Raw genomic sequence first — 24941 nt, 5'->3', positions numbered from 1 at the left:
GCAGTTGGGACCTATTTGCCGGCGCAGAGCTCGGCGGTGGTCTTGTTCGGCAGGTAGTCCTTGCCGAAGCCGAGCGGCTCGACCAGGGCGATGTGCTCGGGCGAGCCGAGGAATTTCTTCAGCTCGGCGTTGAAGGCCTCCTGCAGATCGGTGTCTTCCTTGCGGAAGCCGAAGCCGCCATGGCCTTTCACCGACTTGCCGCCGACCTCGCCGAACGGCTTCGTCGATTCGACGCCGTCAGCCTTTTTGGCCATGTCGGCGATCGACAGCGCTGTCAGCGCGGCGGCGTCGGCGCGGCCGGACTGGACGGCCGCGACCAGGCTGGACTGGTCCGGCAACGAGACGACCTGCCCTGCCGCGACACCAGCATCCTTGGCAAACCCGCCCTCGACCGCGCCGGCCATCACGGCGAGCTTGAGGTCGGGATTGTCCTTGAAGCTCGAAAAGTCCTTCACCGCCTTCGGATTGCCCTTTGCTACCAGCAGGGCCTCGCCGATGCCGTAAGAAGGCTCGGAGTAGTTGATCTCGGCGCAGCGCTTGGGAGTGATGAACATGCCTGCGGCGATGATGTCGAAGCGACCGGCCTTGAGACCCGGGATGAGCGAGCCGAATTCGGTCAATACGCCGTCGACCTGCGGGATGCCCATCCTGGCGAGCACCGCCTTGGCGACTTCCGGCGCCTCGCCGGTCAGCTTGCCGTCAGGCGTGGCGTAACCGAACGGCGCCTCGTTGGCGAAGCCGACACGGATGTATCCATCCTTCTTGGCCCGCTCGAGGGTGGTTTCCGCGTGTGCGGCCACGGACATGAGCGACGTGGCGGCAAGTGCAAGACATGCGGCCGCCTTAACGGCCATACGGCGCGATATCGATGATTTGAGCATGCTTTTCTCCCATTGAACAACTGATGAAGGGTTCCCGGGGCACGGCCTTCTTCGAGATCGATGCCCGCTTGCTAAGACGTATACAACTACCCTAGACATTACGCAAGGCGAGATGTAGAAACCTGAAAAATCCGACGATATTTCGAAAATCTAAGGCAAGCTGCTGTCGAGTTGTGCACAATTTGGGCACTTTTCCTATTGCGAGTTGGGCAACTGCATGGCCGGAAAGCAGGGTTTCCAGTGACGGGCGCAGGCGGCTTCAAAACATCCGCGCAAGCGGAATACGCGCGGTGCCTGCCGGCGAAGGCACGCATCAACAGCAGCAAGCATGAGGACGCCTGATGGAGCGCAATCCCTTTTCCGAACCCGAAATCGCCGGCCGTCTCGCAAGGATCCGCACCGCACTGGCCGAGCGCGAACTCGACGCCGCGGTCTTCGCTTCGCCGGAGAACGTCTTTTACCTGACCGGGCTGGATCACTGGGGATATTTCGCGCCTCACCTGCTGATCGTCCCGCTCGAAGGCAAGCCCGTTTTGGTCACCCGCTCAATGGAAAGGGTGACCATCGAAAAACAGGTGAAGGCAGCGGATTTCCGCGGCCATTCCGACAGCGAAACGGCGGCCGATCTTGCCGCACGGGTGCTGGCGGAACTCGGCCTGTCCGGCAAGCGGATCGGCCTCGAATACTGGACGGCCGGCCTCAGCCACGGGCTTGCCGTGGCGCTTCAGGCACAGGCGGATGGCAGATGGAGCGACGTCTCCGGTCTGGTCGACAGGATGCGGCGGGTGAAGAGCGCCGAGGAACAAGCCCTGATGCGGCGGGCCGCCAAGGTGACCGACGCCGCCGCCGGGGCCGCGATCGCGGCGATCTCGGACGGCGCCGCCGAACAGGAGGTCGCCGCTCACTGTGTTTCTGCGATGATCCGCGCCGGCGGCCATGCGCCGGGCTTCGGCCCGTTCATCCGCCCGGCCGCACGGCTTGGCGAGGAGCATACGACCTGGGGCGATAGCGTCTATCGCAAGGGCGAGCCGGTCTTCGTCGAGCTGTCCGGCTGCATCTCGCGCTATCATGCGCCGCTCGGCCGGCTCGTCCGCATTGGCCACATCAGCGACGAAGACGCCGCGATGGCGCAAGTGACCGCCAAGGCGTTCGACGCTGTCGTCAAGGCGCTGCGGCCCGGGGCCAAGGCGCGCGATGTCTACGCCGCCTGGCAAGCCGTCGCCGACGAGGCCGGCCTTTCCCATTATCGCCGCCATCACTGCGGCTATCTGGTCGGCGTCGGCCAGCCGCCATCGTGGACCGGCGGCAATTCGGTGACCGGGCTGCGGCACGATTCCGATCTCGATATCGAGACCGGGATGAGCTTTCATATCCTCTCCTGGCTGATGGGCACCGGCCGCGGCGACGACTTCGTCTCCAACACCGTGCTCTTGACCGATGCGGGCGCCGAAGTGCTGACCCGCACTTCGGCCGGCGCAATCGTTCGATAGGCCGGCCTGCATGGCGCGCTACTCGGCATTCCAGATTTTCCGCAATGCGCTGTCCGGCCAGAAGAACTGGCAGCGCGCCTGGCGGGCGGCGGAGCCCAAGCCATCCTATGACGTGATCGTCATCGGCGGCGGCGGACACGGCCTCGCCACCGCTTTCTACCTCGCCGAGAACCACGGCATCCGCAATGTCGCCGTGCTCGAAAAAGGCTATATCGGCGGCGGCAATGTGGGCCGCAACACCACTGTCATCCGCTCCAACTACCTGCTCGACGGCAACACCCAGTTTTACGAATTCTCGATGAAGCTTTGGGAGGGCATGTCGAAGGCGCTGAACTTCAATGTCATGTTCTCGCAGCGCGGGCAGCTCGTCACGGCGCATTCGGCCGATCAGCTCGACAGCTTCAGTCACCGCGCCAACGTCATGCGGCTGAACGGCATCGATGCCGATATCCTCGACCGTGACGAGGTGCGCCGATTGGTGCCCTATCTCGACTTCTCCGACACGGCTCGCTTTCCGATCCATGGCGCCATCTTCCAGGGCCGCGCCGGCACGGCACGCCACGACGCCGTGGCCTGGGGCTATGCGCGCGCGGCCGATGGCCATGGTGTCGACATCATCCAGAACTGCGAGGTGACCGGCTTTATCCGCGACGGCGACAGGATCGTTGGCGTCGAAACGACGAAAGGCCGGATCGGCGCCGGCAAGATCGGCCTTGCGGTTGCCGGCCACACGTCCGTTCTCGGCGCCAAGGCCGGCCTCGAGCTGCCCATCGAAAGCCACGTCCTGCAGGCCTTCGTCACCGAACCGCTGAAGCCGCTGGTCGACCATGTCGTCGCCTATGGCGCCGACCATTTCTACGTCAGTCAGTCGGACAAGGGTGGGCTGGTGTTCGGCGGCAATCTCGACGGCTACAATTCCTACGCCCAGCGCGGCAATCTCGGTGTCGTGCGCGAAGTGGCTGAGGCGGCGATCGCGTTGATGCCGTGCATCTCGCGCATCCGCCTGCTGCGTCATTGGGGCGGCGTCATGGACATGACGCCCGATGCCAGCCCGATCATCTGCCCGACACCGGTCGACGGCCTCTATCTCAACGGAGGCTGGTGCTATGGCGGCTTCAAGGCGACGCCGGCTTCCGGCTGGTGCTTCGCCCACACGATCGCGACCGGCAAGCCGCATCCCTTGATCGCGGCCTATGGGCTCGATCGTTTCCGCACCGGCCGCACGCTGGACGAGGCCGGCGTCGGCCCCTCGGCCTGGCTGCAATAGGAGCGGAAGCAATGCTTCGCATCGAATGTCCCTGCTGCGGTCCGCGCGACCATGACGAGTTCCGCTATGGCGGCGATGCTTCCGTCAGGCGTCCGGCCCATGACGATCCCGATCCGGAGGCCTGGTATGCCTATGTCTATGTTCGGAAAAACCCTGCCGGCCTGCACCGCGAGTTTTGGCAGCACGTGATCGGCTGCCGCCAGTGGCTCGTGGTCGAGCGCGATACGCGCAACCACCTCATTTCTTCGGTCGCCCTCGCCAGGACATCGCAAGCATGAACGCCCAGAACAAGCGGCTGGCAGCGGGCGGGCGCATCAACCGCTCTGATCCCATCGAATTCAGCTTCGACGGCCGCAAGCTCGCGGGATATCGCGGCGACACGCTTTCCGCCGCGCTGCTCGCCAACGGCGTCACCCTGGTCGGGCGCAGCTTCAAATATCATCGCCCGCGCGGCATTCTCTCTGCCGGGCCGGAGGAGCCGAACGCGCTGGTCACGCTCGGGACCGGCGGCAGGCGCGAGCCGAACCTGTCGGCGACGACGCTGGAACTGGGTGGCGGCACGGTCGCGGAAAGCCAGAACCGCTGGCCGTCGCTCGCCTTCGATGTGCAAAGCATCAACGGGCTGTTTGCACCGTTCCTTTCGGCCGGCTTCTACTACAAGACCTTCATGGGCCCGACGCGGCGTGCCTGGATGTTTTACGAGCATTTCATCCGCAGAGCGGCCGGCTTGGGCAGAGCTGGAACCGAGCCGGATCCAGATCGCTACGAAATTCGGCACGCCTTCGCCGATGTGGCCATCATCGGCGGCGGTCCGGCGGGATTATCCGCGGCGCGCGCCGCCGCAGCGGCAGGGGCGCGGATCGCGCTCGTCGAGCAGGATTTCCTTTTCGGCGGCCAATTGTTGGCGGAGCGATCGGAGAGCACGGCAGCCGCGTGGTTGAACCGGACAGAAGCCGAGCTGAAGAGCTTCGAAACCGTCGCGCTGATGAAGCGGACCAGCGTCTTCGGCATCTATGACGGCAATGTCATTGGCTTGGTCGAACAACGCGTGCAAGCCAGCCCGCGGTCGGCCGGCGAAGCCCGGCAGACAGTCACCATGCTTCGCGCCCGCTCGATCATTTTCGCAACCGGCGCCATCGAGCGTCCAATCGTGTTTCGAAACAACGATCGGCCCGGCGTCATGCTCGCCTCTGCTGCCCGGATCTATCTCAACCGCTTCGCCGTTCTGCCGGGCAAAAGAGCCATCGTCGCCGCCACCAATGACGGTGCCTGGCGCACCGCCTTCGATCTTGCCGATGCTGGCGCCGAGGTGACCGTAGCGGACCTGCGTGCCGCCGCGCCCGCGGCACTTGTCGCCGAAGCCGCACGCCTCGGAGTCGCTGTGCGGGCCGGAACCCGCATTGTCGATTTGCACGGCAGCCATGTCGTCAAAAGCGCAACGCTGAGCGGACCGGACGGCCAGTTCGAGGCCACCTGCGATCTGGTCTGCGTATCCGGCGGCTGGTCGCCGACCGTGCACCTCACCTCGCATCTCGGCGTCAAGCCTCGATATCGCCAAGACATCGACGGCTTTGTGCCGGGCACGTTTCCAGCCGACCGGTTCGGCACCGGCGCGATGATGGGAATCTACGCGACCGCCGATGCCATCGAGAGCGGTCACCGCGCCGGCATCGAAGCGGCGGCCTTCTGCGGCAGGTCGGTGGCGGTGCCGGCTTCATCGAAGCTCGATCTGAGCGAGACCATCTCGGCTCCGCTGCGCGAAGTGCCGCCCGTCAAACATGGAAAGGCCTTTGTCGATTTCCAGATGGACGTGACGACGAACGACATCGAACTCGCTCATCGCGAAGGCTATGAATCGGTCGAGCACCTGAAGCGCTACACCACGCTCGGCATGGGCACGGACCAGGGCAAGACCAGCAATTTCCCCGCACTGTCCGCAATGGCCGCGCTGCGCGCTACAACGGTCCCCGAGACCGGCACCACGACATTTCGCCCGCCCTTCACGCCGGTCGCCATCGGTGCGCTTGCCGGACGTGCCACCGGCCATCACTTCAAGCCGTTCCGCCGCACGCCGATACATGATTGGCACCTGGCGAACGGCGCCGACATGCTGGAGGTCGGGCTCTGGATGCGGCCCTGGTTCTACAGGCAGTCCGGGGCCGATGTGAACAAAGCCTATGTCGCCGAAATGCGCAATGTGCGGCAGGCCGCAGGCCTGATGGACATCTCCACGCTGGGCAAGATCGACGTCCAGGGCCCCGATGCGGCGACTTTCCTGGACCGCGTCTATGCCAATGGCTTTGCCAAACTTCCGGTCGGCCGCGCCCGCTACGGCGTCATGCTGCGCGACGACGGCATCGTTCTCGACGACGGCACCACGACGCGGCTGGCGGAAAAGCGTTTCTTCATGACCACTTCGACAGCCAAGGCCGCCGAAATGCTGTCGCGGCTGGAATTCCTGCTCGACACCGCCTGGCCGGAATTGCGCGTGGCCGTCACCTCGGTGAGCGACGAGTGGGCGGCGATGTCGGTCGCCGGGCCGAACAGCCGCGCCATCCTGGCGGCGGCATTGCCGTCGCTCGACGTTTCCAACGAAGCGCTGCCGCACATGGGATTGCTCGAAAGCCAATGGAAAGGCCGCGCGCTGCGCATCCTGCGCCTCAGCTATTCCGGTGAACGCGCCTATGAAATCTATGTCGGCGCAACTGCCGGCGCACAACTCTGGAGCCACTTGCTCGAAGCCGGCGGGCCGTTTGGCCTGAAGCCCTACGGCGTCGAGGCGCTTGGGGCGCTGCGCGTCGAGAAGGGCCATGTCGCAGGGCCTGAAATCGATGGGCGCACCACGCTCGACGATCTCGGCCTCGGCCGCATGGCCGGCAACCGCAGCGGCTTCGTCGGAGATGTGCTGCGCCGCCGCCCTGCCCTTCTGGCACCTGACAGGCAGCGCCTGGTCGGATTGGAATGCATCGAGGACGGAAAGCGCCTGCGCGGCGGCGCCATCCTGTTCCTGCCGGGCGAGAAAGCATTCGGCCACGGCCGCGGGCGTATCACCTCCGTCACCTTCAGTCCCGAACGCGGTCACTATGTCGGGCTGGCGCTGCTTGCCGGCGATGTCGCGGCGGAAGGAAGCGAGATCGTGGCCGTCTATCCGATGAAGGGTGAAACGGTGCGCGCCCGCATCGTCTCGCCGGTATTCCTCGATCCGCAAGGAGAGCGTCTGCATGGCTAGCTCGGATTTCAGCCTGTCCGTCGCCGATTGCCCGCTCATCCAGGTAGAGGGCTGGGACGGCACGCTGAGGCAATTCGAAGCGAGCCTCTCAGCGTCGCTCGGCACAAGACTTCCCGCTTCCGTCGGAGAGACGGTTCATCACAACGGCCTCCTCGTCATCCGCGTTGCGCCTCGCCGCCTGTGGCTGGTACTCGACGACGTTACGCAAGCGCCGTCGCTTGCCATCGATCCGAATCTCGGCTGCTCGGTTCCGCTCGGCGAAGGTCGCGTGCGGTTCAGCCTGGCCGGGACCGACATAGCCGGAATTCTCTCAGCCTGTATCGCCGTCGACTGGCACGCGCCGACCGCCGCTCCAGGCCGCGCCGTGCTGACATCTCTCCACCATGTGCCGGTACTCTTCCTGCGTACCCGCGACACGGCATGCGATCTCGTCGTGCCGCGAAGCTTCGCCCGCAGCCTCTCCGATTGGATTGCCGGCGAATAAGGGCAGGCTGCTGCTTCAAGCGGTCGACGTTGACGGAACAGGAAACCATCACAAGTGCTGGAGACCGCGAGAAGACCCCAGCCCGGAAGCTTCGTTCCGGCCGACATCCGATCGATGGTATCTGGATGCGGCCGCTCCCGACGAAATTCGGTGCAGGTTCGCCGACCGTAGCTGGAGTGGCTGGAACTATAGTCAGCGACGATGGTTGTATCGTCACCAAGCTGGTCCTCCTCAAGCAAAACGAAAGGAACGATCATGCGCATGTCGATGGTATTCGCCGTCTGCTCTGGTTTGGCGCTGGCCTTGCCGGCTTTCGCGCAATCGACGGTTTCCCCTGCCGTGCCCACGCCCGACCAAAGCGCGCCCGGCCAAAGTGCACCCGATCAAAGTTTGACCGGCCAGAATTTCACCAACGTGGCGATCGTCGCGGTCGAGGATTTGCCTGCCGAGATCAAGGCGCAGGCGGATGCCGTGATCACCGAGACCAAGGCTGAGGACTTGCTTCGCCTGCAACATTCGATCGACGCTTCGCCGGAGGCAACATTGGCACTGGCGGCGCACGGGCTCAACTCCTCGCAGGTCGTGGCCGCCAACATCGACGGCGATGGAACCTTGACGCTGATCATCCAGACGACAACTTGATCGGCAATCCGGGCGGCGAGCCTTCTGTCCGGATCCGCCGTGACGCAACAAAACGCAGGTGCCGCGGGAAGAGCCGTCATGACGGAAGCCGCCGTCCGCAACTTCACCATCAATTTCGGACCGCAGCATCCGTCGGCCCACGGGGTTCTCAGACTTGTGCTGGAACTCGACGGCGAAATCGTCGACCGCGCCGATCCGCATATCGGCTTGCTCCATCGCGGCACCGAAAAACTCATAGAATACAAGAATTATCTGCAGGCGCTGCCCTATTTCGACCGGCTCGACTATGTCGCGCCGATGAATCAGGAGCACGCGTTCTGCCTCGCCGCCGAGAAACTGCTCGAAATATCGGTGCCAAGGCGTGGGCAACTTATCCGTGTCCTGTTTTGCGAAATCGGCCGGCTTCTGTCGCATCTCCTCAACGTTACGACACAGGCCATGGACATCGGCGCGCTGACCCCGCCGCTCTGGGGCTTCGCCGAGCGTGAGAAGCTGATGGTCTTCTACGAACGCGCCTCGGGCGCCCGCATGCATGCGAACTATTTCAGGATCGGTGGCGTGCACCAGGACCTTCCTGCCAAGCTTCTCGACGACATCTGGGACTTCTGCGATCCTTTCCTCCGGGCCTGCGACAATCTCGACAGCCTGCTCACCGAGAATCGGATTTTCAAGCAACGCAATGTCGATGTCGGAGCAATCGGGCTCGACGACGCCTGGGCCTGGGGCTTTTCCGGCGTGATGGTGCGCGGGTCCGGCGCATCGTGGGATCTGCGCAAGGCTCAGCCATATGAATGTTATCCGGAGATGGATTTCGACATTCCCGTCGGCAAGAACGGGGACTGCTACGATCGTTATCTCGTGCGCATGGAGGAGATGCGCCAATCGGTCCGGATCATGAGGCAGTGCCTGGAAAAGCTGCGGTCGCCGGAAGGCCAAGGACCGGTGGCGATCCCCAACCGCAAGATCACGCCGCCACCACGCGCCACGATGAAACGGTCGATGGAGGCCACGATCCAGCATTTCAAGCTTTACACTGAGGGGCATCGTGTACCGGCCGGAGAAGTCTACGCCGCTGTCGAAGCGCCGAAAGGCGAATTCGGCGTCTATCTGGTTTCTAACGGGAGCAATACTCCCTACCGGTGTAAGATACGCGCGCCTTCCTTTGCCCATCTGCAGGCGATGGACTTTCTGTCCCGAGGGCACATGATCGCCGACGTTGCCGCGATCATTGGATCACTCGACATCGTGTTTGGCGAGATCGACCGCTGAGTCGACGCGAGGAGTTTGACACATGCGACACAACTGGCAGAAACAGCGCGAATTCCTGGAGCGTCACTTTGACCTTGTCATCGCGTTGGGCCTGCTTGCGGGTTTGGCGGCGTTGGCAGGAATGGGCTACACGCCTTAGCCCATTCCAGGAAAGCCGTGAAACGGGTTCCGCCTGCCGGAACAAAGAGATAGAAGGGTTCTGCATTGCCGCGGAACGATGAACCGTCCTGGCCCCCGAGTACCGCTTTCATGCACTCCCTCGTGTAGGAAGATCGTACATGCGCGTGCCTGTTGCGTGGCGCGCCGCACGGTCTGGTCGACGACGGAATCCGGCGCCACCGCCTCGCTGCAATCGACCGCGCACCACATGCGAAATGCGCGATGGCGCCGATGGCGCGATCCACACCCGCTCACTGTCCGATCAAGGTCAATCCAAACAGAATGGCCAGCCACAGGGCGGCGGTCGCCGCGGCGAGGCGCGGCAGGACGCCATCCGCGGCCAGTTGCATGAACAGTAGGGCGATGATCCCGGCCTTGCCCCCGGCGATCACAAGATTGAGCACCGAATTCAATCCGCCAAGGGCGAAGAAGCTGGAGCCGACCGTCAGGACCAGCAGACCCAGAAGCCCGAGATATGCGAACGCAAGTTTGCGAAATTCGCTCATCGGTTGATCAGATAGAGAACGGGAAACAGGAAGACCCAGACGGTGTCGACGAAGTGCCAGTAAAGGCCGATGGCGTGCACGCGACGAAGGCGGCTGGCTTCGTTAGCACGCGTCCACAACATCAGCATGCCGGCAATGACGACGATGCCACCAATGAGATGCAGTGCATGCAGCGAGGTCATCGCGAAATAAAGCCCGAAGAAGAATTCGGCATGCACCCGATCCGGCCCGTCATAGGTGAAAGGCGCGCCAAGCACCGGTGCGATGCCTTCGCGGAACTCCATCGTGTATTCCGCTGTCTTGATGCCGAGGAAACCAAGGCCAAGCAGCACCGTTGCAGCAAGCGACCAGAGCGCGGCGCGCCAGCGGCCGGCACTGGAGTAGAGATGCGCGAGCGCCATGGCGAAGCTGGATGTGATCAGCACGACCGTATTGAGCGTGCCGAGCGGCAACGACAGACGTTGCGATGCGGCGGCAAAGGCAGCGCCATAGCTGATCCTTGCCATGAAAAACACCAGCAGGATCGCGCCGGTCGCGTACATCGTCCAGACGAAGATCGGCAGACGGAACCATGTCAGTCCCGGCGCCCGCAGCGTGTGAACGGTGACGATGAAATTGATGCCGGTCATGATCGTCGAAAAGCCGACGATAAAGACGCCCAGTGCGGCCATCGAGACGAAGCCGTTGGCATAGAGCGTGGAGAGCGGCGTATAGAAGGTCCAGCCTGTATCGACGCCCCCGGCGAGCACCGAGAACAAGGCAAACATGCTGCCCAGCATGAACACATACCAACTCGCGAGATTGAGGCGCGGAAAGGCGAGATCGCGCGCGCCGACCATCAGCGGCAAAAGGAAATTGCCGAGCGTTGCCGGGATCGACGGCACCAGGAAAAACCAGATCATGATGATGCCGTGCAGCGAAAACAGCCGGTTGTAGCTGTCGTCGGAGACGAGATCGCCGGAAGGTGTGGCTAGCTCCACGCGCATCAGCACGGCAAACGCGCCGCCAAGAAAGAAGAAGGCGGTGAGCGAGGCCAGGTAAAGCCATGCGATGCGCTTGTGGTCGGTGGTCAGCAGCCACGCGGCGGGACCGGCGCCTTCGCTCAGATAACCCGGAGGACTCAGCGCCTCGGTGCTCATTGGTTTGCCTCGCCTGTCGCCGGTGCCGAAAGCGATTTGAGATAGGCGAGCAGCATCTGCATCTCTCCTTCATCGACAAGGCCATCGAAGCTCGGCATCACCGGCTCGTAGCCGGCGGCGATTTCCTTTTTCGGATTGAGGATGGAATCGCGCAGATAGCGCTCATCCGCGATGACCGTCTGCCGGTTGTTCAGCGGCACCGGCCGTCCAAATATTCCGGCCAGATCCGGCGCCCTCACCTTGCTCGAATTGCCATGGCAGCCGGAGCAGCCAAGGGCGCGAAACAGCCTCTCCCCGTCTGCCGCGAGCGTTTCGGCGTGACCCTGGTTGCCAAGCCACGCCGCATAGGCTTCGGGCGGCATCGCCGTCACCCAACCGCCCATCTCCGAATGCTGGGTGCCGCAATATTGCGTGCAGAACAGATGGAAACGTCCGGGCTCTTCAGCGATGAACCAGACATGTGTCGTGCGCCCAGGTACGACGTCCTGCTTGACCCGGAAGGCCGGCACGAAAAAGGAGTGGATGACATCTTGCGATGCCAGTGACACGATCACGGCCTTGCCGACAGGGATATGCAGTTCGTTGATCTCGCGCTGGCCGCCTGGATGGCGGAACTCCCACATCCACTGCTTGCCGAGGCCGGCGATTTCGAGCGCGTCCAACGGCGGATGCTCGCGATGCAGGAAGAGCACTACGCCCCATCCGAAAATGACGAAAGCGATCAGTATGCTCGCAACCGTCCAGGTCAGTTCCAGCGGCAGGCTTCGTCCACGCTCTCCCGTGCGGTCGGCCTTGGAGCCGGCTCGGTATTTGATCGCATAGAAAACGACCAGCCCGGCCAGGAAGGCGCCCAACGCAATCGTGAAAGCAAGCAAGGTGTAGAATAGCGTGTCGACGCTGCCGGCTATCGAAGAGGCTTCGGGTGGCGTGAAGGGGATGCCGAAATTCAAATCCGCCTCCGCCGCGTAAACATGAACAGGGTTGCCCCAAGCGCCAGAAGTGTCGCTACGCCCGCCATCTTCACGACAGCCTCTATTGCCGAGGTGTACCGGCCCTTCGACCTGTCGAAACCGGAGCAGAGCAGGAAGACATGGTCGGCGATGGACCCAAGCCGGCCGGCCGATGCCTCGATCAGCGCAAGCTTGAGATCGCGCGGCTCAAAGGTCAGCGCCGGCAGCACCTGTGCGATCCGCCCCTGCGGCGTCAGCGCGATGACGGCGATCGGATGGACGAATTGGGCGATGCGGTCGCGCCGGTCGAAGGTGATGCCGGCCTCTGCTGCAAGAACGGCCCCCGCCCCGCCGGCACTGGTTAGAAAGCGCCAGGCCGACAGCCCGTCCTGACCCGCCGACTGCGCGATTTCGGCTCTGGCTATTCTTGCATCCTGAGACGTTTCGGAAGGATCTATCGAGACGAAAAGCGCTTGGTAGCTCTGCGGGTCGAGGCCGGTTTTATTCAGATCGGATGCCACCGCCTGCTGCGTCACGCCACAGAGATTGGGGCATTTGTCATAGCCGAAGATCACCAGCGCCGGGCGCCCGCCGAGAATGCCGGACAGTGTCATCTGGCCACCGGAAATATCCTGAAGAACGGTATCGAGGCCAAGTTGCGCACCGATCTGCGGGTCGAAGGACGGCCGCTCCGTCGCATCGAGGCGGATTGGAGCGAGCAGGAAAGCCATGACAACGAACCACCGTGTCATGGCGCCACTCCATTGATCGGCGAGGCAGTGCCCAGGCGACGCGCACGATCGGCTGGCGGTGTTCCGCCAGCCGCGGCAGGACAGTTTCGGGCTTGCGAAACCCTTGGAACCTGGCCTTCGAGCAAGGCGCAATCCTGAGCGGCCGAACCAGCTTGCCGTCCCCAGTCCGGCAGTCCCTGAACAGCGATCAGCTTCATTGCATCTTCGATTGGAATGCGTGCAATACCGGCACTGCGGTCGACCCAGGCAAGCCTGCCGAGTTCCTTGTCTTCCAGCGTACGGAATGCCGCGAGGTCAGGTCCCGGGGAGCGCTGCAATGCGGGATTTGCTTCACTACCCTTCGTCCGGGCCTCCATCAGCGGCCAGTATGGCGTCGTGTTGAAAAGCAGCTTCAGCGCTATCGCTACCAGCGCCACAAAGATGAGCAGGCCGAGGCCGAAAAGCACGATCGCCCGTGGCCGGACATCACCGGTTTCAGGATGCAGGGCCTTAGCCACGGGCGTGCCTCCCATGCCAAAGCCAAATGCGATCCGGCCGTGCAAGCGCATGGAAGAACCCCACGCACCACACGCCGCCCGCCCCCGCCATCGCTGCCAGATCCGGCCAGGACAGTTGCGCGCCGGCGGAGGATAGTGACGGGCGCACGCGCCAGACGACATCGGCGAAATGTCCCGCCAGCACAATCGCTCCGAGCCCCAGCAAACCGCGATGGCTACGCTTAACCGGACGGCTGAGGAAGCCGGCAAAAGGCACTGCGAATTGCAGCGCTATGATAAACCAAAGCAGAACCTGCCAGCCATCCTGGCCGCGGACTATGTACCAGTGGATTTCTTCCGGCAGGTCACCAGCCCAGACGACCAGCCACTGCATGAAGGAAAGGTAGGTCCATAACAGAACGAAGCCGAACAGCATGTTGGCGAGGTCTTCGCCAAGCGCTACATCCTCCTCGCCACCGGGCATTGTCTCGATCGCGCGGCTTGCCGCCATCATCGTCAAGGACAGTGCGCACGCACCGACGACCTCTGCCGCGGCTTCGATCATTGCATAGATGGTCGAGGTGAACTCCGGCTCGATCGACAGCATCCAATCGATGGCAAACGCCGTTATCGCAAGGCCGTGGGCGACGAGCCCGATAGCATATCCTCTGCCGCTCCTGGGTCCACGCCGGTCGGGCGCGGTCCAGGTGATCGTCAGCCAGCCCAGCACCAGCCAGACCAGCGCGCAGGCGACGAAGCGTGCGACAAGGAACGGCACGTTGAGGTAGGCGAGTTTTTGTCGCACCGCCTCCGGCAAGGTGGCCTGGTCCGCTGCCGCCCACGGGAACACCAGATCGGGCCGCGCCAGGACGGGCAGGAGCAACGGCAATGCCAGCGGCAAGGTCGCCACGACGGCACGCAAGGGCGGGCGTAGCGCATCGCCCCAGCGCCCGCCGGTCAGTCCGTGCACCATCAGGATCGTCATCGCCCCAAGCGGCAGTCCGAGCAAGAACAGCGCTGCCGTCAGCCAGCCGGCCAGCGTGGTGCGCGGGTCGAGGAACAGGCCGGCGCCGCACAGCGCAAGCCCTGCGGCGGCCACGACAGCCGCAAGGGCGGAATACCCATCGGGCCATGCTGGACGCCTCATCGCGCTGGCTCCGCGTCGAGCTTGCTGCGCAGATCTTCCGGCAATGCGCCGGCTGGTGCGTAGCGCGAATACTGCAGTGCCCTGATATAGGCGACGATCGCCCAGCGATCGGCCGACGGCACGCGCGCTGCATAGGAATACATGGCACCGTAGCCATTGCTGATGACATCGTAGAAATGCCGGTCCGGCGCATTGCGCAGCGCATCCTGATGGTAGCTCGGCGGCGCGGGAAAGCCGCGCTGAACCACCATGCCGTGGCCGTCGCCGGTGCGGCCATGGCAAGGCGAGCAGAAGATGTCGAAGCGCTGCTGTCCGCGTCGCAGCAGAGTCATTGTAACCGGATACGGAAATCTGTTCGGCACCGCCGCAAGGTCGGCATCGTGCGTCACGGTGCCTTCGACCGGTGCCCTCGCCGACATGCCGTCGGCGAACTGTTTGCTGCCTTCAAGCGGATCGTAGCGCGGCTGGTCCGCCATATCCTGCTTGCAGCCCGCGATCAGCGGGAGAACGAGCAGCAGGAGCTTCCACGCCGTCATGCTTCCACCTCCTCGACCGTCTCGGCGCCAAGTCGTGTCAATTGGCGCTTGGTGACGCCCTTGCGGTACTTCGGGTCGGCCGCTTCGACGAGCAGATAGAACTTGCCGCCCCGAGCGTAGGTGAAGGTCGCGGCGTTGAAGACCGGATGGTAATATTGCGGCAAACCGTTTGCCCAGAGCATGCCGAAGAAGCCCGCCAGGGCCGCGCCGAGAATGCCCGCCTCGAAGGCGATCACCAGGAAAGGCGGCCAGGAATGCAGCGGCCGGCCGCCGACATTGACGGGATAGTCGATCTCGACCGAATAGAGCATCAGCGTGTAGACGAGCACGGCGCCGACAGCGCCGCCCGACAGCACGGCCCATGGCAGGCGCGTCTTTCGCATGCCGAGACTATCGGCGAGGCCGCGCACCTCGAACGGCGAGAACGCGTCCATGCGCCGGTAGCCCTTGTCGCGCATCGCACTAACCGCCTGCGTCAGCGTGTCCGGATCGGCGAACGCCGCTATGATGCCGTAGAGACTCATGCCGCGCCGCCCTTCTCCTCGGCCAGTTCCTCGACCTCGAAGATGGTGATTGCCGGCAGGATGCGGATGAACAGGAAGACGAGCGCGAAGAAGGTGCCGATCGAGCCGAACAGGATCCCGAAATCGAGCCAGGTCAGCGATTGTTCGCCCCACGAGGACGGCAGGTAGTCGCGGCTCGGCCCCGTCACCACGATGACATAGCGTTCCAGCCACATGCCGATGTTGATGACCAGCGCGATCGAGAACAGCAGCGGCATGTTGAGCCGGACGCGGCGCAGCCAAAGCAGCTGCAGCACGACGCAATTGCACAGGAGCATGGTCCAGAACAGCGGCGCATAGGGCCCGACGGCGCGCTCGGCCATCATGGCGCGCTCGTAGGGCTGCCCCGAATACCAGGCGAAGAACGCTTCCGACGTATAGCCGTAGGCGACGATCATGCCGGCCGCGATCATCAGCTTGGCGGCGTTGTCCATGTGGCGCAGCGTGATCAGATCTTCGACCGCGAAGGCCCAGCGCAAGGGAATGGCAATGGTCAGCACCATCGCGAAGCCGGAAAACAGCGCGCCGGCGACGAAGTAAGGCGGGAAGATCGTCGAGTGATAGCCCGGGGTGATGGCAAAGGTGAAGTCGAGCGCGACGATCGAATGCACCGAGACGACGAGCGGCGTCGCAAGCGCGGCCATCAGGAAATAGACGGTCTGGTAGCGCGCCCAATGGAAGGCCGAGCCGCGCCAGCCAAGCGCCAGGATACCGTAGAAGAGCTGCGCGAAGCGTGACCTGGCGCGGTCGCGCAACACGCCGAGGTCCGGCAGCAGGCCCATGTACCAGAACAGCAGCGAGACGGTGGCGTATGTGGAAATCGCGGCAAAATCCCAGACCAGCGGACTGCGCCATTGCGGCCAGTGCATATGGGTGTTGGGCAGCGGCAGCAGCCAGTAGAAGAACCACGGCCGGCCGAGATGCAGGATCGGGTAGAGCCCGGCCATCGCCACGGCAAACAGCGTCATCGCCTCGGCGAAACGGTTGATCGAGGCGCGCCAGGGTTGGCGCAGAAGCAGCAGCACTGCCGAGATCAGGGTGCCGGCATGACCAATCCCGATCCACCACACGAAGTTGGAGATCATCGTGCCCCAGACGACGGGAATGTCGATGCCGATGGCGCCGATGCCGACCGAAATCAGGTAGGTGATGGAATAGAGGAACAACAGCACGAAGGCGAAGCAGACGAAGAACGCAACCCAGAACAGGCGGGGCAACTTTCCGTCCAGCACGATCGCGCTGATGCGGCCGCTGATTTCCGGGAAATCGTGCCGTCCGCGCAGCACCGGCAGGCGCGGCGGGGCGTTTTTGGCCCTGATGCCGGCCGCGTCAGCCATCGGCGGCCTCCGCCCGCGCTTTCCCGGCAATCCGGACGTTCGGGTTGGTGATCTTGCCGAGATAAGTGGTGCGCGGTCGCGTGTTCAGCTCTTCGAGCAGCGCATAATTGTGCGGCGCCGCTTTCTCGCGTTCAACGCCTGAACCCTTCTTGTTGAGATCACCGAAAACGATCGCCTGCGTCGGGCATGCCTGCTGGCAGGCGGTCACCACCTCGCCATCGGCAATCTCGCGGTTCTCGATCTGCGCGCGGATGCGCTTTTCCGAAATGCGCTGGACGCAATAGGTGCATTTTTCCATGACGCCGCGCGACCGCACGGTGACGTCGGGATTATGCGCCGCCTGTTGCGGTCCCGCACTCTGCTTGTCGAACTCCTGATAGCCGAAGAAATTGAACCGCCGCACCTTGTAGGGGCAGTTCTGCGAACAATAGCGCGTGCCGATGCAGCGATTATAGACCTGCGCGTTCAGCCCGTCATGCGTATGCGTGGTCGCGTTGACCGGACAGACCACTTCGCATGGCGCCTTCTCGCAATGCATGCACGGCACGGGCTGGAAGAAGATATCGGGATCGTCGATGGCGCCGGCATAGTAGCGATCGATGCGCAGCCAGTGCATTTCATGGCCGCGTGCCGCTTCGTCCGGACCAACGGTCGCGATGTTGTTCTCGGCCTGGCAAGCCGATACGCAGGCCATGCAGCCGATGCAGGCCGACTGGTCGATCGCCATGCCCCAGGCTTCCTGGTCATAGCTCCAATCCGGATAGAGAGATTCGGTCGGCTCGGTCGGCGCGCCGTCGCGCACGAAATGTGGATCATGCCTGAAGGCATCGAGCGTCGCATGGCGGATGATCGCCCTGCCCTCCATCGCCTGGTGATGCTGGGTGGTCACCACGCGCGCCGAGCCGTCGCGCACGGTCAGCACCAGACCATCGGCGAACCAGGCCGCATCAGCGGTCCGCAGGCCAAAGGCGTCGTACCCTTCGGCCATCGTGGCGACCGAACCGATTTTGCGCCCGAAACCTAGCGACAGCGTCACGGTATTGTCCGGCTGGCCAGGCGTGATCCAGACCGGCGCGTCCAAATCCCTGCCGTTTCGCGCCAGGTTGACCATGCGCCCGTTCCCAAGCCCCAGGCGCTGCGCGGTGGCAGGCGAGATCAACGCCGCATTACCCCAGACCAGCTTGCTCAGCGGGCGCGGCAGTTCTTGCAGCCACGAAGAGTTGGCGTAGCGGCCGTCGCGCAGCCAGGGATCGGCGACGAAGCGAACCTCCAGCGGGCCGTCGGCGGAGACACGCCGCGCACCCGCGCCGATATCCGCCGCCATGCCGACGGCGACGGGGCGCGCGGTGCTGTTCGGCACGACACCGTCGCGCAGCGCCTTGCGCCAGGCCGGCTCATCCATGGCCGCCCATGTCCGGCGCACCAGTGCCTGCATATCGGCGTTGAATTCACCACCGAGCGCGGCAAGCAGCTGGTGCAGGCTCTTGCCGCCGAACAACGGCTCCACAAGTGGCTGCACGATCGAGGCCGTACCGTCATAGGCGCGGATGTCGCTCCAGCCTTCCAGTTCGTGCGCTGCGGGAATGTGCCACCGCGCCAGGAATGCCGTCTCGTCGCGGTAGAGTCCCCAGTGGACGAGAAGCTTGAGGTCCGAAAAGGCCTTGCGCACGTCGATATCCGACGGCGCCGTATGCAGGGGATTGGAACCGAGCACCACGACCGTGTCGACCGAGCGGCCAGCGATCGCCTGGCAGAGCGAGGCAAGGTCGCCGTCGGCCCCCAAGGCGTCGGGCGGCTCAATGAATTCCAGCGTGTTGCCGATGGTATCGAGCCTGGCATTCATAGCAAAGGCCAGGGCATGGACGAATTCCGTCTGGTGCGCGCCAGGCACCACCAGTGCATTGCGGCCAGCCCCGCGCAGATCCTCGACAAGTGCGCTTGCCCATGCCGGCTCAAGCAGCGGCCGGCCGGCCGCGCGATTGTCGCCCTCGAGAGCCGCTTTGATTGCAGCCGCGATGCTTTCGACAGCGCTTGGCCTGACTGCGCGGCGATGATCGGCCGCGGCACCGGTGATCGTAGGCGTCGATTCGATGACGTAGAGGCGGCTCATCGTGTCCGTCGCCTTGCGTACGCGCCGCCGGTCCGCAAACCGTCGAGCATAGGCCAGGCGCCCCGGACCATCGCCGAGAAAATCGGCGTCAAGGCTGACGATCACATCGGCGCGGTCGAAATGGTAGATCGGTGTCAGCGCTCTGCCGAACAGTTTCGCCGTTGCCTGTTCTCCGGAACCGGCCGCAAGCGGATCGTGCCGGAAGACGCGAAGTCTGGGATAGCGCGCCTTGAGCGCGTTGATCTGGGCTTTGGCCGTCGGTGATGTCGTCGCCTCGACCAGCAGCGCCAGGCCTTGCCCGCCAGACGCGATCGACCCGCCGGCCAAGCCAGCGATCTCCTTCAGAAAATCACCATAACTTGCCGGCTCGCCCTGCTTGAGCGGTGCGCGGGATCGTTCGGGATCGAACAGCGACAGCACCGCGGCCTGCATGACGGCATCGGTCGCGCCGCGCGATGCCGGATGATCAGGATTGCCCTCGATCTTGGTCGGCCTGCCCTCATGGCTCTCGACCACAGCGCCGATGCCGTAGCCATCACTGGCGAGAGCGGTTGCGTAATAGAGCGGTTTGCCGGGAATGACGTCCTCCGGCTGGTGCACGTAAGGCACGATGCGTTCAGCCTCGCTGCACGCGGTCAAACCTGCCAGCGACAGCGACGCGCCCATCAGTTTCAACAAAGTGCGCCGGTCCAGACTGAGTGGCAGGCGTTCGGCGATCGCCGGAAACTCCGCCTCCACGAAACGCCGAAACTCCGCCGTGTCGGCCAGTTCGTCCAGGCCGCGCCATGGCTCACGGCCCGCCGCGGCGAGCCTCAGCGCCGCAAGATCCGGCTGTCTGTCAGCGATGGCAGACATAGCAGTCCGTCATCGTCTTGGGGTGGATATCGAGGATGCTGATGAGCGAGCGCCGGATCTGTTCGATGTCTTGCGGCGGCTTCCAATGCAGGAGGAAAACATCTTGCGGCGGGCGAAGATTGGGAGCCGGATCGCGATGGCAGCCCAGGCACCATTCCATCGACAGCGAATGCGCCCGTTGCATCAGCGGCATATCGTCGACATCGCCGTGGCAGGTCTCGCATGCGACACCTTTGGCGATGTGGATCGAATGGTTGAAATAAACGAAATCCGGCACGGAATTCACCCGCTGCCATTGCAGCGGTCGTCCCGAGGCAAGGCTTGCGCGCACCGGTGCCAGCATTTCCGCATTGGTGAAGAGCTGCGAATGACAGGTCATGCAGACCTCGGTCGCGGGCAGCCCCGCCGAGGCCGACGTTTCGACGCCGTTGTGGCAGTAGCGACAGTCTAGGCCGATGTCGCCGACATGGTGCTTGTGGCTGAAGGGGACAGGCTGCGCCATTGGATGGTGGGCACCCGTGACGAAGTCCGATCGCAATATCGCAGTGCCTGCCACGGCCGCAAAGATCGCCATGAAACATGCGCCCCACAGAACAAGGCGCGAAATGCCGTTGGCGCTTTTTGAAAAGACCTGCGGCATCTCTCGCCGGGTTTTCGTTTGAAGCAAGTCCTCGTTGAGGAGAGGTAACGGCGGTTTTGCGGGGAAGGTTCCGAGCCCAGCGGCATAGATCACAGAATGGTGAGCCGCGCCGGTTTCTTCAGATCCGCCCAGCGGCAACTATCGATGCGGCCACGCGTTCGGGGACATAGAGCTTTTATTGCCGCTGGAGGTGCATCGTGACCGATCACGCCGCAGGTTTCCATTCGCAACAACCAGGTTTCCGCCGCCGATCAGGTGTTGCATTCTGGTGGAGAATGTTCGTCGGCGCGCTGCTGGTCGTCCTTGGCTTGCTGATCGGCGCCGGCGGCGCCTGGCTCATCGCGCTGGGCGGATCCTGGTATTATTTGCCAGCTGGCATCGGCTTGCTGGCAGCAGGCGCGTTGCTGCTTTCCCGCAATGTCGCCGGAGTATGGCTTTACGCCTTGACCTGGGTGGCCACATTGATCTGGGCCTGGTGGGAGGTGGGGGCCGACGGTTGGGCTCTGATGCCACGCGTGTTGGCGCCGACGGTCATCCTGATCTTCGTCCTGCTGACCTTGCCCAGCTTCGGCAACGACGCCGCCCGGCTCACCGGCTATGCCGCGCAGGCAGCGGCCTCGATCGTCCTGTTCGCAGTCGCCGGTGCGGTCGGGCTTCCTCAAATCGCACCTTGGGCGCGCTCGCAGGGGGCTGCGCCGTCGGCGGCCGTCCAGCCCGGCGCCGTGTCGGCGCCAGCCTCGGCCGACACGTCGATCCACAAGGCCGGGGAGGATTGGCCGCTTTATGGTGGATCCGAACTGGCGACACGCTATTCACCGCTCAATCAGATCACGGCCGGCAATGTGACGATGCTGACGCCGGCTTGGCACGCCCACACCGGCGACATGCCCGGCAAGGCGGCCGCCGATAAGTATTCGCCGGAAAACACACCATTGGAAGTTGGCGGCCACCTCTATGCCTGCTCGGCCAAGAACATCGTCATCGCGCTCGACGCTGTCACCGGCAAGGAAGAATGGCGCTACGATCCGAAAGTGGCCGACAATGCCATTCCGTATGGAGCGACGTGCCGTGGTGTCGCCTATTACCAACTCCCGGGCGCCAATGCCGACCAGCCTTGCGCGACCCGGATCCTGGAAGGCACGCTCGATGCCAGGCTGATCGCCGTCGACGCCAGGACGGGCAAGCTCTGCCCAGGCTTCGGCCAGCAGGGCGCGATCGATCTGACCGAAGGTATCGGCAAAACCGTGCCCGGTTGGTATTCGGTCACCGCGCCGCCAGTCATCGTGCGCGGCATCGCCGTGGTTGGCGCACAGGTCAAGGACGGCCAGGCGGAGAATGCCCCCTCGGGCGTGGTGCGGGGTTATGATGCAGCGACGGGCAGGCTGGTCTGGGCCTGGGATATGGGCCATCCCGACCGCTCCGGCGCGCCACCCGCTGGCGACACCTACACACGCGGCACACCAAACATGTGGACAGTCGCCGCCGCCGACCCCGAACTCGGCTATGTCTATTTGCCGCTCGGCAACGCAGCCGTCGACTATTACGGCGTGGATCGCAAGGATTTCGAAGATCAATACAACTCCTCGATCGTTGCCATTGACGTCGCGACAGGCAAGCCGGCCTGGCATTTTCAGACCGCCCATCACGATCTTTGGGATTACGACCTTGGTTCGCAGCCGACGCTGGTCGATTTCCCGGCAGCGACCGGAAACGTCCCCGCAATCATCGTTCCGAGCAAGCAGGGGCAGATCTACGTATTGGATCGCAAGACGGGAAAGCCGCTATTCCCGGTCGAGGAGCGCCAGGTCCCTTCGGGCGGCGTGGAACCCGACAGATTGTCGAAGACGCAACCCTATTCCAGCTATGCCCACCTCAATCAGCCCGTTCTGACCGAGAAGGACATGTGGGGCATGAGCCCGCTCGACCAGCTGATATGCCGGATCCAGTTCCACCGGGCATCCTACCAGGGTGAATACACGCCGCCGACCGTCGACAAACCCTTCATCGAATATCCCGGCTACAATGGCGGCTCGGATTGGGGCAGCATCGCCGTCGACGCAAAGAACGGCATTCTCGTCGCCAACTACAACGACATGCCCAACTACGACCAGCTCATCCCGCGCGACGAGGCAGACCACATGGGCTTCAGGTCGATCGATGAAGGAGGCGGTTCCAAGGATGCCAGGGACAAGGGTGACCCCCAGAAAGGCTCGCCTTATGCGATCGGCGTCAATGCCGGCTGGCGGCTGTCGACCGGCCTGCTGTGTTCGCAGCCACCCTACGGCCACATCCGCGCTATCGACCTCAAGTCCGGCAAGACGCTGTGGGACAAGCCGCTTGGCAGCGCGGTGAAGAACGGGCCTTTCGGCATCCCGTCATTGCTGCCGATCGACATCGGCACACCGAATAATGGCGGGCCGCTGGTGACCGCGGGCGGGCTGATTTTTATCGCGGCCGCCACGGACGATAAATTCCGCGCGATCGACATCAAGACCGGCAAGGTGGTTTGGGAAACGGACCTGCCGGCCGGCGGCCAGACCAACCCCATGACCTATGAAGCAGGCGGGCGACAATATGTCGTGATCGCGCCCGGCGGCCATCATTTCATGGAAACGAAGATCGGCGACGACATCATCGCTTACGCGCTGCCGAAAAGCTGATGTCGCGATGGCGCGCCAGGCCTCCATCCTGATCTTCGGCGCGGTCCGATCGGCGTAACGGCGGCGCTTGAACTGCGCGGGTGGCATCCCGCATCCTTTCGGGTGATCGGCCATCCGCCAATGCTTCAAGGCCATTTCTCGAGCGTGTCGCCCGATTGAAGGAATGACGCTGGCGGCCATAAACTTTTTGGCCGGATATGCGTTGTTCGTGCTCCACGTCGAGGAGACAGACATGCAGATGAAATCGGAAACAGCCGCCGAGGCCGCGAAGCAACGTCATATCCAGCGCAAGGTCGACGCCAAGGACAAATCGAAGCCCGATGGCGGAAACGGCGGCGCCATGCAGGCCGGAGCCCGCCAATATCCCGAGCCGCCTTTCCCGGAACAGCATCAGCCGAAGCCGGGGCACGAATGGGCGCTCGAACCGGCTCCACTCTACGAGGCGCCGTTCTATCTCGGCTCCAAGAAACTCGACGGCAAGGTCGCGGTAATCACGGGCGGCGATTCCGGTATCGGTCGCGCCGTGGCTATCCTGTTCGCGCGGGAGGGCGCCGATATCGCGATTGTTTATCTCGCCGAGACCAAGGATGCGCAGGAGACGAAGGCCATGGTCGAAGCCGAGGGACGGCGCTGCATCCTGATAAAAGCCGATGTCAGTGAACGCGACCATTGCCGCAAGGCGGTGGCGGAGACGATGGCCAAGTTCGGACAGATCGACGTGCTGGTCAACAATGCCGCCTTTCAGATCCATTCCAGCGACTTCAGCGATCTGACCGAGGAGCATTTCGACACGACGCTGAAGACCAACCTCTATGGCTATTTCCACATGGCGCAGGAAGCCGTGCCGCATATGAAGCCGGGCTCGGCAATCATCAACACCGGTTCCGTGACCGGTATAGACGGCTCAAAGCAGTTGGTGGACTATTCGATGACCAAGGGCGGCATTCATGCGTTCACGCGGGCTCTTTCGGGCAATCTGATCAGCAGGGGCATTCGGGTCAACGCTGTTGCGCCCGGTCCGGTGTGGACACCGCTCAACCCGTCGGACAAGGAAGCCGGCGCCGTCTCGAAATTCGGCGCGGACACGCCGATGAAGCGACCGGCGCAACCGGAAGAACTCGCGCCGGCCTATGTGTTCCTCGCCTCGCCGCAATGCTCGAGCTATATCACCGGCGAGATCCTGCCGGTGATCGGCGGTTACTGATGTAAAAATTGCCGGCGCAGCGTCGGTGGCCAGCCGCCGCGCTGGCCAGCCGACTGGAGGGAGCGGCCTTATTCGGCGGCTTGCAGGTTGACCTTGCTTTCCGCGATCTCAGTGAGCTTGCGGTCGGTCGCCTGCTCTTCCTTTAGATTCTTGACCAGCACGTTGGCGCAGTCGCTGCGGCCAAGCTGCTTGGCCCAGGCGATGAGCGTGCCGTAGCGGGTTATCTCGTAATGCTCGACGGCCTGCGCCGAGGCGATCAGCGCCGCATCGAGAACTTCCTTGTCGTCGACGTCGCCGCTCACCTCGTCGGCCTCCTCGAGAATGCCGTCGATTGCCGGGCAGTTGACCTCCTTGGCCTTGACGCCGTGCAACTCGAACACCTGCTCGACACGTTCGACATGGCCCCTGGTCTGGTCGAGATGTTTTTCGAAGCCGGCTTTCAATTGCGGATCGGTTGCTTTGTCGATCATCTTCGGCAGCGATTTCTCGATCTGCTTTTCGGCGTAGTAGATGTCGCGCAGCGTGTGCACGAAGAGATCGTCGAGTGTCTTGATGTCCTTCGAAAAGAAGCCCATGGCGTTACCTTTCCTGTGCTCATGGTGAATTTTGGCGGCGGCTGGCCGCCGCGGGCATGCGCCGGTAGCT

General features: G+C 63.5%; 22 protein-coding genes and 1 pseudogene. 9 read left to right on the top strand and 14 right to left on the bottom strand.

Features of this window, described 5'->3' with window-relative positions; genetic code table 11:
• Positions 1 to 11: 11 nt before the first annotated feature.
• Positions 12 to 881: an ectoine/hydroxyectoine ABC transporter substrate-binding protein EhuB gene (gene ehuB / locus NKJ26_RS12210; RefSeq protein WP_352695426.1), complete on the bottom strand. Its 870-nt coding sequence runs from the start codon at positions 879 to 881 to the stop codon at positions 12 to 14.
• Between the two features lie 341 nt (positions 882 to 1222).
• On the opposite strand from ehuB, the gene NKJ26_RS12205 reads away from it, so the two are divergent.
• The 7 genes from NKJ26_RS12205 to NKJ26_RS12175 all read left to right on the top strand — a co-directional run bounded on the left by NKJ26_RS12205 (position 1223) and on the right by NKJ26_RS12175 (position 9262).
• A complete protein-coding gene (locus NKJ26_RS12205) occupies positions 1223 to 2371 on the top strand; it encodes a M24 family metallopeptidase (protein ID WP_352695425.1) in 1149 nt (382 codons plus the stop codon).
• Between the two features lie 10 nt (positions 2372 to 2381).
• Entirely contained in the window at positions 2382 to 3638 is a 1257-nt protein-coding gene (locus tag NKJ26_RS12200; protein WP_352695424.1) for a sarcosine oxidase subunit beta family protein, read from the top strand.
• 11 nt (positions 3639 to 3649) lie between these two features.
• On the top strand, positions 3650 to 3916 hold the full coding sequence (locus tag NKJ26_RS12195) for a sarcosine oxidase subunit delta (protein ID WP_352695423.1): 267 nt from the start codon (positions 3650 to 3652) through the stop codon (positions 3914 to 3916).
• Entirely contained in the window at positions 3913 to 6867 is a 2955-nt protein-coding gene (locus tag NKJ26_RS12190; protein WP_352695422.1) for a sarcosine oxidase subunit alpha family protein, read from the top strand. The genes NKJ26_RS12195 and NKJ26_RS12190 overlap by 4 nt, the downstream gene beginning before the upstream one ends.
• Positions 6860 to 7351 (top strand): sarcosine oxidase subunit gamma, encoded by a 492-nt coding sequence (locus tag NKJ26_RS12185; RefSeq protein ID WP_352695421.1) that lies wholly within the window; start codon positions 6860 to 6862, stop codon positions 7349 to 7351. The genes NKJ26_RS12190 and NKJ26_RS12185 overlap by 8 nt, the downstream gene beginning before the upstream one ends.
• A gap of 255 nt (positions 7352 to 7606) precedes the next feature.
• Positions 7607 to 7993, top strand: coding sequence for a hypothetical protein (locus tag NKJ26_RS12180; protein WP_352695420.1), 387 nt, complete (start codon positions 7607 to 7609; stop codon positions 7991 to 7993).
• A 78-nt stretch (positions 7994 to 8071) separates the two neighbouring features.
• Positions 8072 to 9262, top strand: coding sequence for an NADH-quinone oxidoreductase subunit D (locus NKJ26_RS12175; protein ID WP_352601055.1), 1191 nt, complete (start codon positions 8072 to 8074; stop codon positions 9260 to 9262).
• 410 nt (positions 9263 to 9672) lie between these two features.
• On the opposite strand, the gene NKJ26_RS12170 is transcribed toward NKJ26_RS12175, so the two are convergent.
• The 12 genes and pseudogenes from NKJ26_RS12170 to NKJ26_RS12115 form a co-directional block, all read right to left on the bottom strand.
• Entirely contained in the window at positions 9673 to 9927 is a 255-nt protein-coding gene (locus NKJ26_RS12170) for an oxidase (RefSeq protein WP_352695419.1), read from the bottom strand.
• On the bottom strand, positions 9924 to 10433 hold the full coding sequence (locus NKJ26_RS12165) for a cytochrome c oxidase subunit 3 (protein WP_352695502.1): 510 nt from the start codon (positions 10431 to 10433) through the stop codon (positions 9924 to 9926). Before NKJ26_RS12165 ends, NKJ26_RS12170 begins: the two co-directional genes overlap by 4 nt.
• A gap of 6 nt (positions 10434 to 10439) precedes the next feature.
• A pseudogene (locus tag NKJ26_RS12160) lies at positions 10440 to 11066 on the bottom strand (cbb3-type cytochrome c oxidase subunit I); the annotation flags it as partial.
• On the bottom strand, positions 11063 to 12016 hold the full coding sequence (gene coxB, locus NKJ26_RS12155; RefSeq protein ID WP_352695418.1) for a cytochrome c oxidase subunit II: 954 nt from the start codon (positions 12014 to 12016) through the stop codon (positions 11063 to 11065). The gene coxB and the pseudogene NKJ26_RS12160, both read right to left, overlap by 4 nt.
• On the bottom strand, positions 12013 to 12768 hold the full coding sequence (locus NKJ26_RS12150; protein WP_352695417.1) for an SCO family protein: 756 nt from the start codon (positions 12766 to 12768) through the stop codon (positions 12013 to 12015). Before NKJ26_RS12150 ends, coxB begins: the two co-directional genes overlap by 4 nt.
• On the bottom strand, positions 12765 to 13265 hold the full coding sequence (locus NKJ26_RS12145) for a hypothetical protein (protein WP_352695416.1): 501 nt from the start codon (positions 13263 to 13265) through the stop codon (positions 12765 to 12767). The genes NKJ26_RS12150 and NKJ26_RS12145 overlap by 4 nt, the downstream gene beginning before the upstream one ends.
• Positions 13258 to 14391: a hypothetical protein gene (locus tag NKJ26_RS12140; RefSeq protein ID WP_352695415.1), complete on the bottom strand. Its 1134-nt coding sequence runs from the start codon at positions 14389 to 14391 to the stop codon at positions 13258 to 13260. The genes NKJ26_RS12145 and NKJ26_RS12140 overlap by 8 nt, the downstream gene beginning before the upstream one ends.
• Positions 14388 to 14927, bottom strand: a complete 540-nt coding sequence (locus NKJ26_RS12135) for a c-type cytochrome (protein ID WP_352601071.1) — start codon at positions 14925 to 14927, stop codon at positions 14388 to 14390. The genes NKJ26_RS12140 and NKJ26_RS12135 overlap by 4 nt, the downstream gene beginning before the upstream one ends.
• A complete protein-coding gene (locus NKJ26_RS12130) occupies positions 14924 to 15451 on the bottom strand; it encodes a DUF3341 domain-containing protein (RefSeq protein ID WP_352695414.1) in 528 nt (175 codons plus the stop codon). The genes NKJ26_RS12135 and NKJ26_RS12130 overlap by 4 nt, the downstream gene beginning before the upstream one ends.
• Positions 15448 to 16827 carry an NrfD/PsrC family molybdoenzyme membrane anchor subunit gene (gene nrfD / locus NKJ26_RS12125; RefSeq protein WP_352695413.1) on the bottom strand — a complete coding sequence of 460 codons (1380 nt, stop codon included), beginning with the start codon at positions 16825 to 16827 and terminating at the stop codon, positions 15448 to 15450. The genes NKJ26_RS12130 and nrfD overlap by 4 nt, the downstream gene beginning before the upstream one ends.
• On the bottom strand, positions 16820 to 19792 hold the full coding sequence (locus NKJ26_RS12120; protein WP_352695412.1) for a TAT-variant-translocated molybdopterin oxidoreductase: 2973 nt from the start codon (positions 19790 to 19792) through the stop codon (positions 16820 to 16822). Before NKJ26_RS12120 ends, nrfD begins: the two co-directional genes overlap by 8 nt.
• On the bottom strand, positions 19776 to 20432 hold the full coding sequence (locus NKJ26_RS12115; RefSeq protein WP_502903104.1) for a cytochrome c3 family protein: 657 nt from the start codon (positions 20430 to 20432) through the stop codon (positions 19776 to 19778). The genes NKJ26_RS12120 and NKJ26_RS12115 overlap by 17 nt, the downstream gene beginning before the upstream one ends.
• Before the next feature lie 197 nt (positions 20433 to 20629).
• On the opposite strand from NKJ26_RS12115, the gene NKJ26_RS12110 reads away from it, so the two are divergent.
• Both NKJ26_RS12110 and NKJ26_RS12105 read left to right on the top strand, forming a co-directional pair.
• On the top strand, positions 20630 to 23092 hold the full coding sequence (locus tag NKJ26_RS12110; protein WP_352695410.1) for a membrane-bound PQQ-dependent dehydrogenase, glucose/quinate/shikimate family: 2463 nt from the start codon (positions 20630 to 20632) through the stop codon (positions 23090 to 23092).
• A gap of 232 nt (positions 23093 to 23324) precedes the next feature.
• Positions 23325 to 24296: an SDR family oxidoreductase gene (locus tag NKJ26_RS12105; protein WP_352601082.1), complete on the top strand. Its 972-nt coding sequence runs from the start codon at positions 23325 to 23327 to the stop codon at positions 24294 to 24296.
• 68 nt (positions 24297 to 24364) lie between these two features.
• On the opposite strand, the gene NKJ26_RS12100 is transcribed toward NKJ26_RS12105, so the two are convergent.
• Positions 24365 to 24871: a YciE/YciF ferroxidase family protein gene (locus tag NKJ26_RS12100; RefSeq protein ID WP_352601084.1), complete on the bottom strand. Its 507-nt coding sequence runs from the start codon at positions 24869 to 24871 to the stop codon at positions 24365 to 24367.
• Positions 24872 to 24941 lie beyond the last annotated feature (70 nt).

Source organism: Mesorhizobium sp. M0152 (genome assembly GCF_040322415.1).
GTDB lineage: Bacteria > Pseudomonadota > Alphaproteobacteria > Rhizobiales > Rhizobiaceae > Mesorhizobium.
Note: the sequence above shows the minus strand (reverse complement) of the source record. Positions and strands in the feature narration are given on the sequence as shown.

What these genes read in the sequence shown, in the direction of transcription:
- NKJ26_RS12135 (WP_352601071.1), bottom strand. Translation starts at nt 14,927, where the DNA reads ATGACGGCGTGGAAGCTCCTGCTGCTCGTTCTCCCGCTGATCGCGGGC.
- NKJ26_RS12140 (WP_352695415.1), bottom strand. Translation starts at nt 14,391, where the DNA reads ATGAGGCGTCCAGCATGGCCCGATGGGTATTCCGCCCTTGCGGCTGTC.
- NKJ26_RS12200 (WP_352695424.1), top strand. Translation starts at nt 2,382, where the DNA reads ATGGCGCGCTACTCGGCATTCCAGATTTTCCGCAATGCGCTGTCCGGC.
- NKJ26_RS12175 (WP_352601055.1), top strand. Translation starts at nt 8,072, where the DNA reads ATGACGGAAGCCGCCGTCCGCAACTTCACCATCAATTTCGGACCGCAG.
- NKJ26_RS12150 (WP_352695417.1), bottom strand. Translation starts at nt 12,768, where the DNA reads ATGACACGGTGGTTCGTTGTCATGGCTTTCCTGCTCGCTCCAATCCGC.
- NKJ26_RS12185 (WP_352695421.1), top strand. Translation starts at nt 6,860, where the DNA reads ATGGCTAGCTCGGATTTCAGCCTGTCCGTCGCCGATTGCCCGCTCATC.
- ehuB (WP_352695426.1), bottom strand. Translation starts at nt 881, where the DNA reads ATGCTCAAATCATCGATATCGCGCCGTATGGCCGTTAAGGCGGCCGCA.
- NKJ26_RS12180 (WP_352695420.1), top strand. Translation starts at nt 7,607, where the DNA reads ATGCGCATGTCGATGGTATTCGCCGTCTGCTCTGGTTTGGCGCTGGCC.
- NKJ26_RS12105 (WP_352601082.1), top strand. Translation starts at nt 23,325, where the DNA reads ATGCAGATGAAATCGGAAACAGCCGCCGAGGCCGCGAAGCAACGTCAT.
- NKJ26_RS12190 (WP_352695422.1), top strand. Translation starts at nt 3,913, where the DNA reads ATGAACGCCCAGAACAAGCGGCTGGCAGCGGGCGGGCGCATCAACCGC.
- nrfD (WP_352695413.1), bottom strand. Translation starts at nt 16,827, where the DNA reads ATGGCTGACGCGGCCGGCATCAGGGCCAAAAACGCCCCGCCGCGCCTG.
- NKJ26_RS12195 (WP_352695423.1), top strand. Translation starts at nt 3,650, where the DNA reads ATGCTTCGCATCGAATGTCCCTGCTGCGGTCCGCGCGACCATGACGAG.
- NKJ26_RS12120 (WP_352695412.1), bottom strand. Translation starts at nt 19,792, where the DNA reads ATGTCTGCCATCGCTGACAGACAGCCGGATCTTGCGGCGCTGAGGCTC.
- NKJ26_RS12130 (WP_352695414.1), bottom strand. Translation starts at nt 15,451, where the DNA reads ATGAGTCTCTACGGCATCATAGCGGCGTTCGCCGATCCGGACACGCTG.
- NKJ26_RS12115 (WP_502903104.1), bottom strand. Translation starts at nt 20,432, where the DNA reads ATGCCGCAGGTCTTTTCAAAAAGCGCCAACGGCATTTCGCGCCTTGTT.
- NKJ26_RS12170 (WP_352695419.1), bottom strand. Translation starts at nt 9,927, where the DNA reads ATGAGCGAATTTCGCAAACTTGCGTTCGCATATCTCGGGCTTCTGGGT.
- NKJ26_RS12205 (WP_352695425.1), top strand. Translation starts at nt 1,223, where the DNA reads ATGGAGCGCAATCCCTTTTCCGAACCCGAAATCGCCGGCCGTCTCGCA.
- NKJ26_RS12165 (WP_352695502.1), bottom strand. Translation starts at nt 10,433, where the DNA reads ATGGCAAGGATCAGCTATGGCGCTGCCTTTGCCGCCGCATCGCAACGT.
- NKJ26_RS12100 (WP_352601084.1), bottom strand. Translation starts at nt 24,871, where the DNA reads ATGGGCTTCTTTTCGAAGGACATCAAGACACTCGACGATCTCTTCGTG.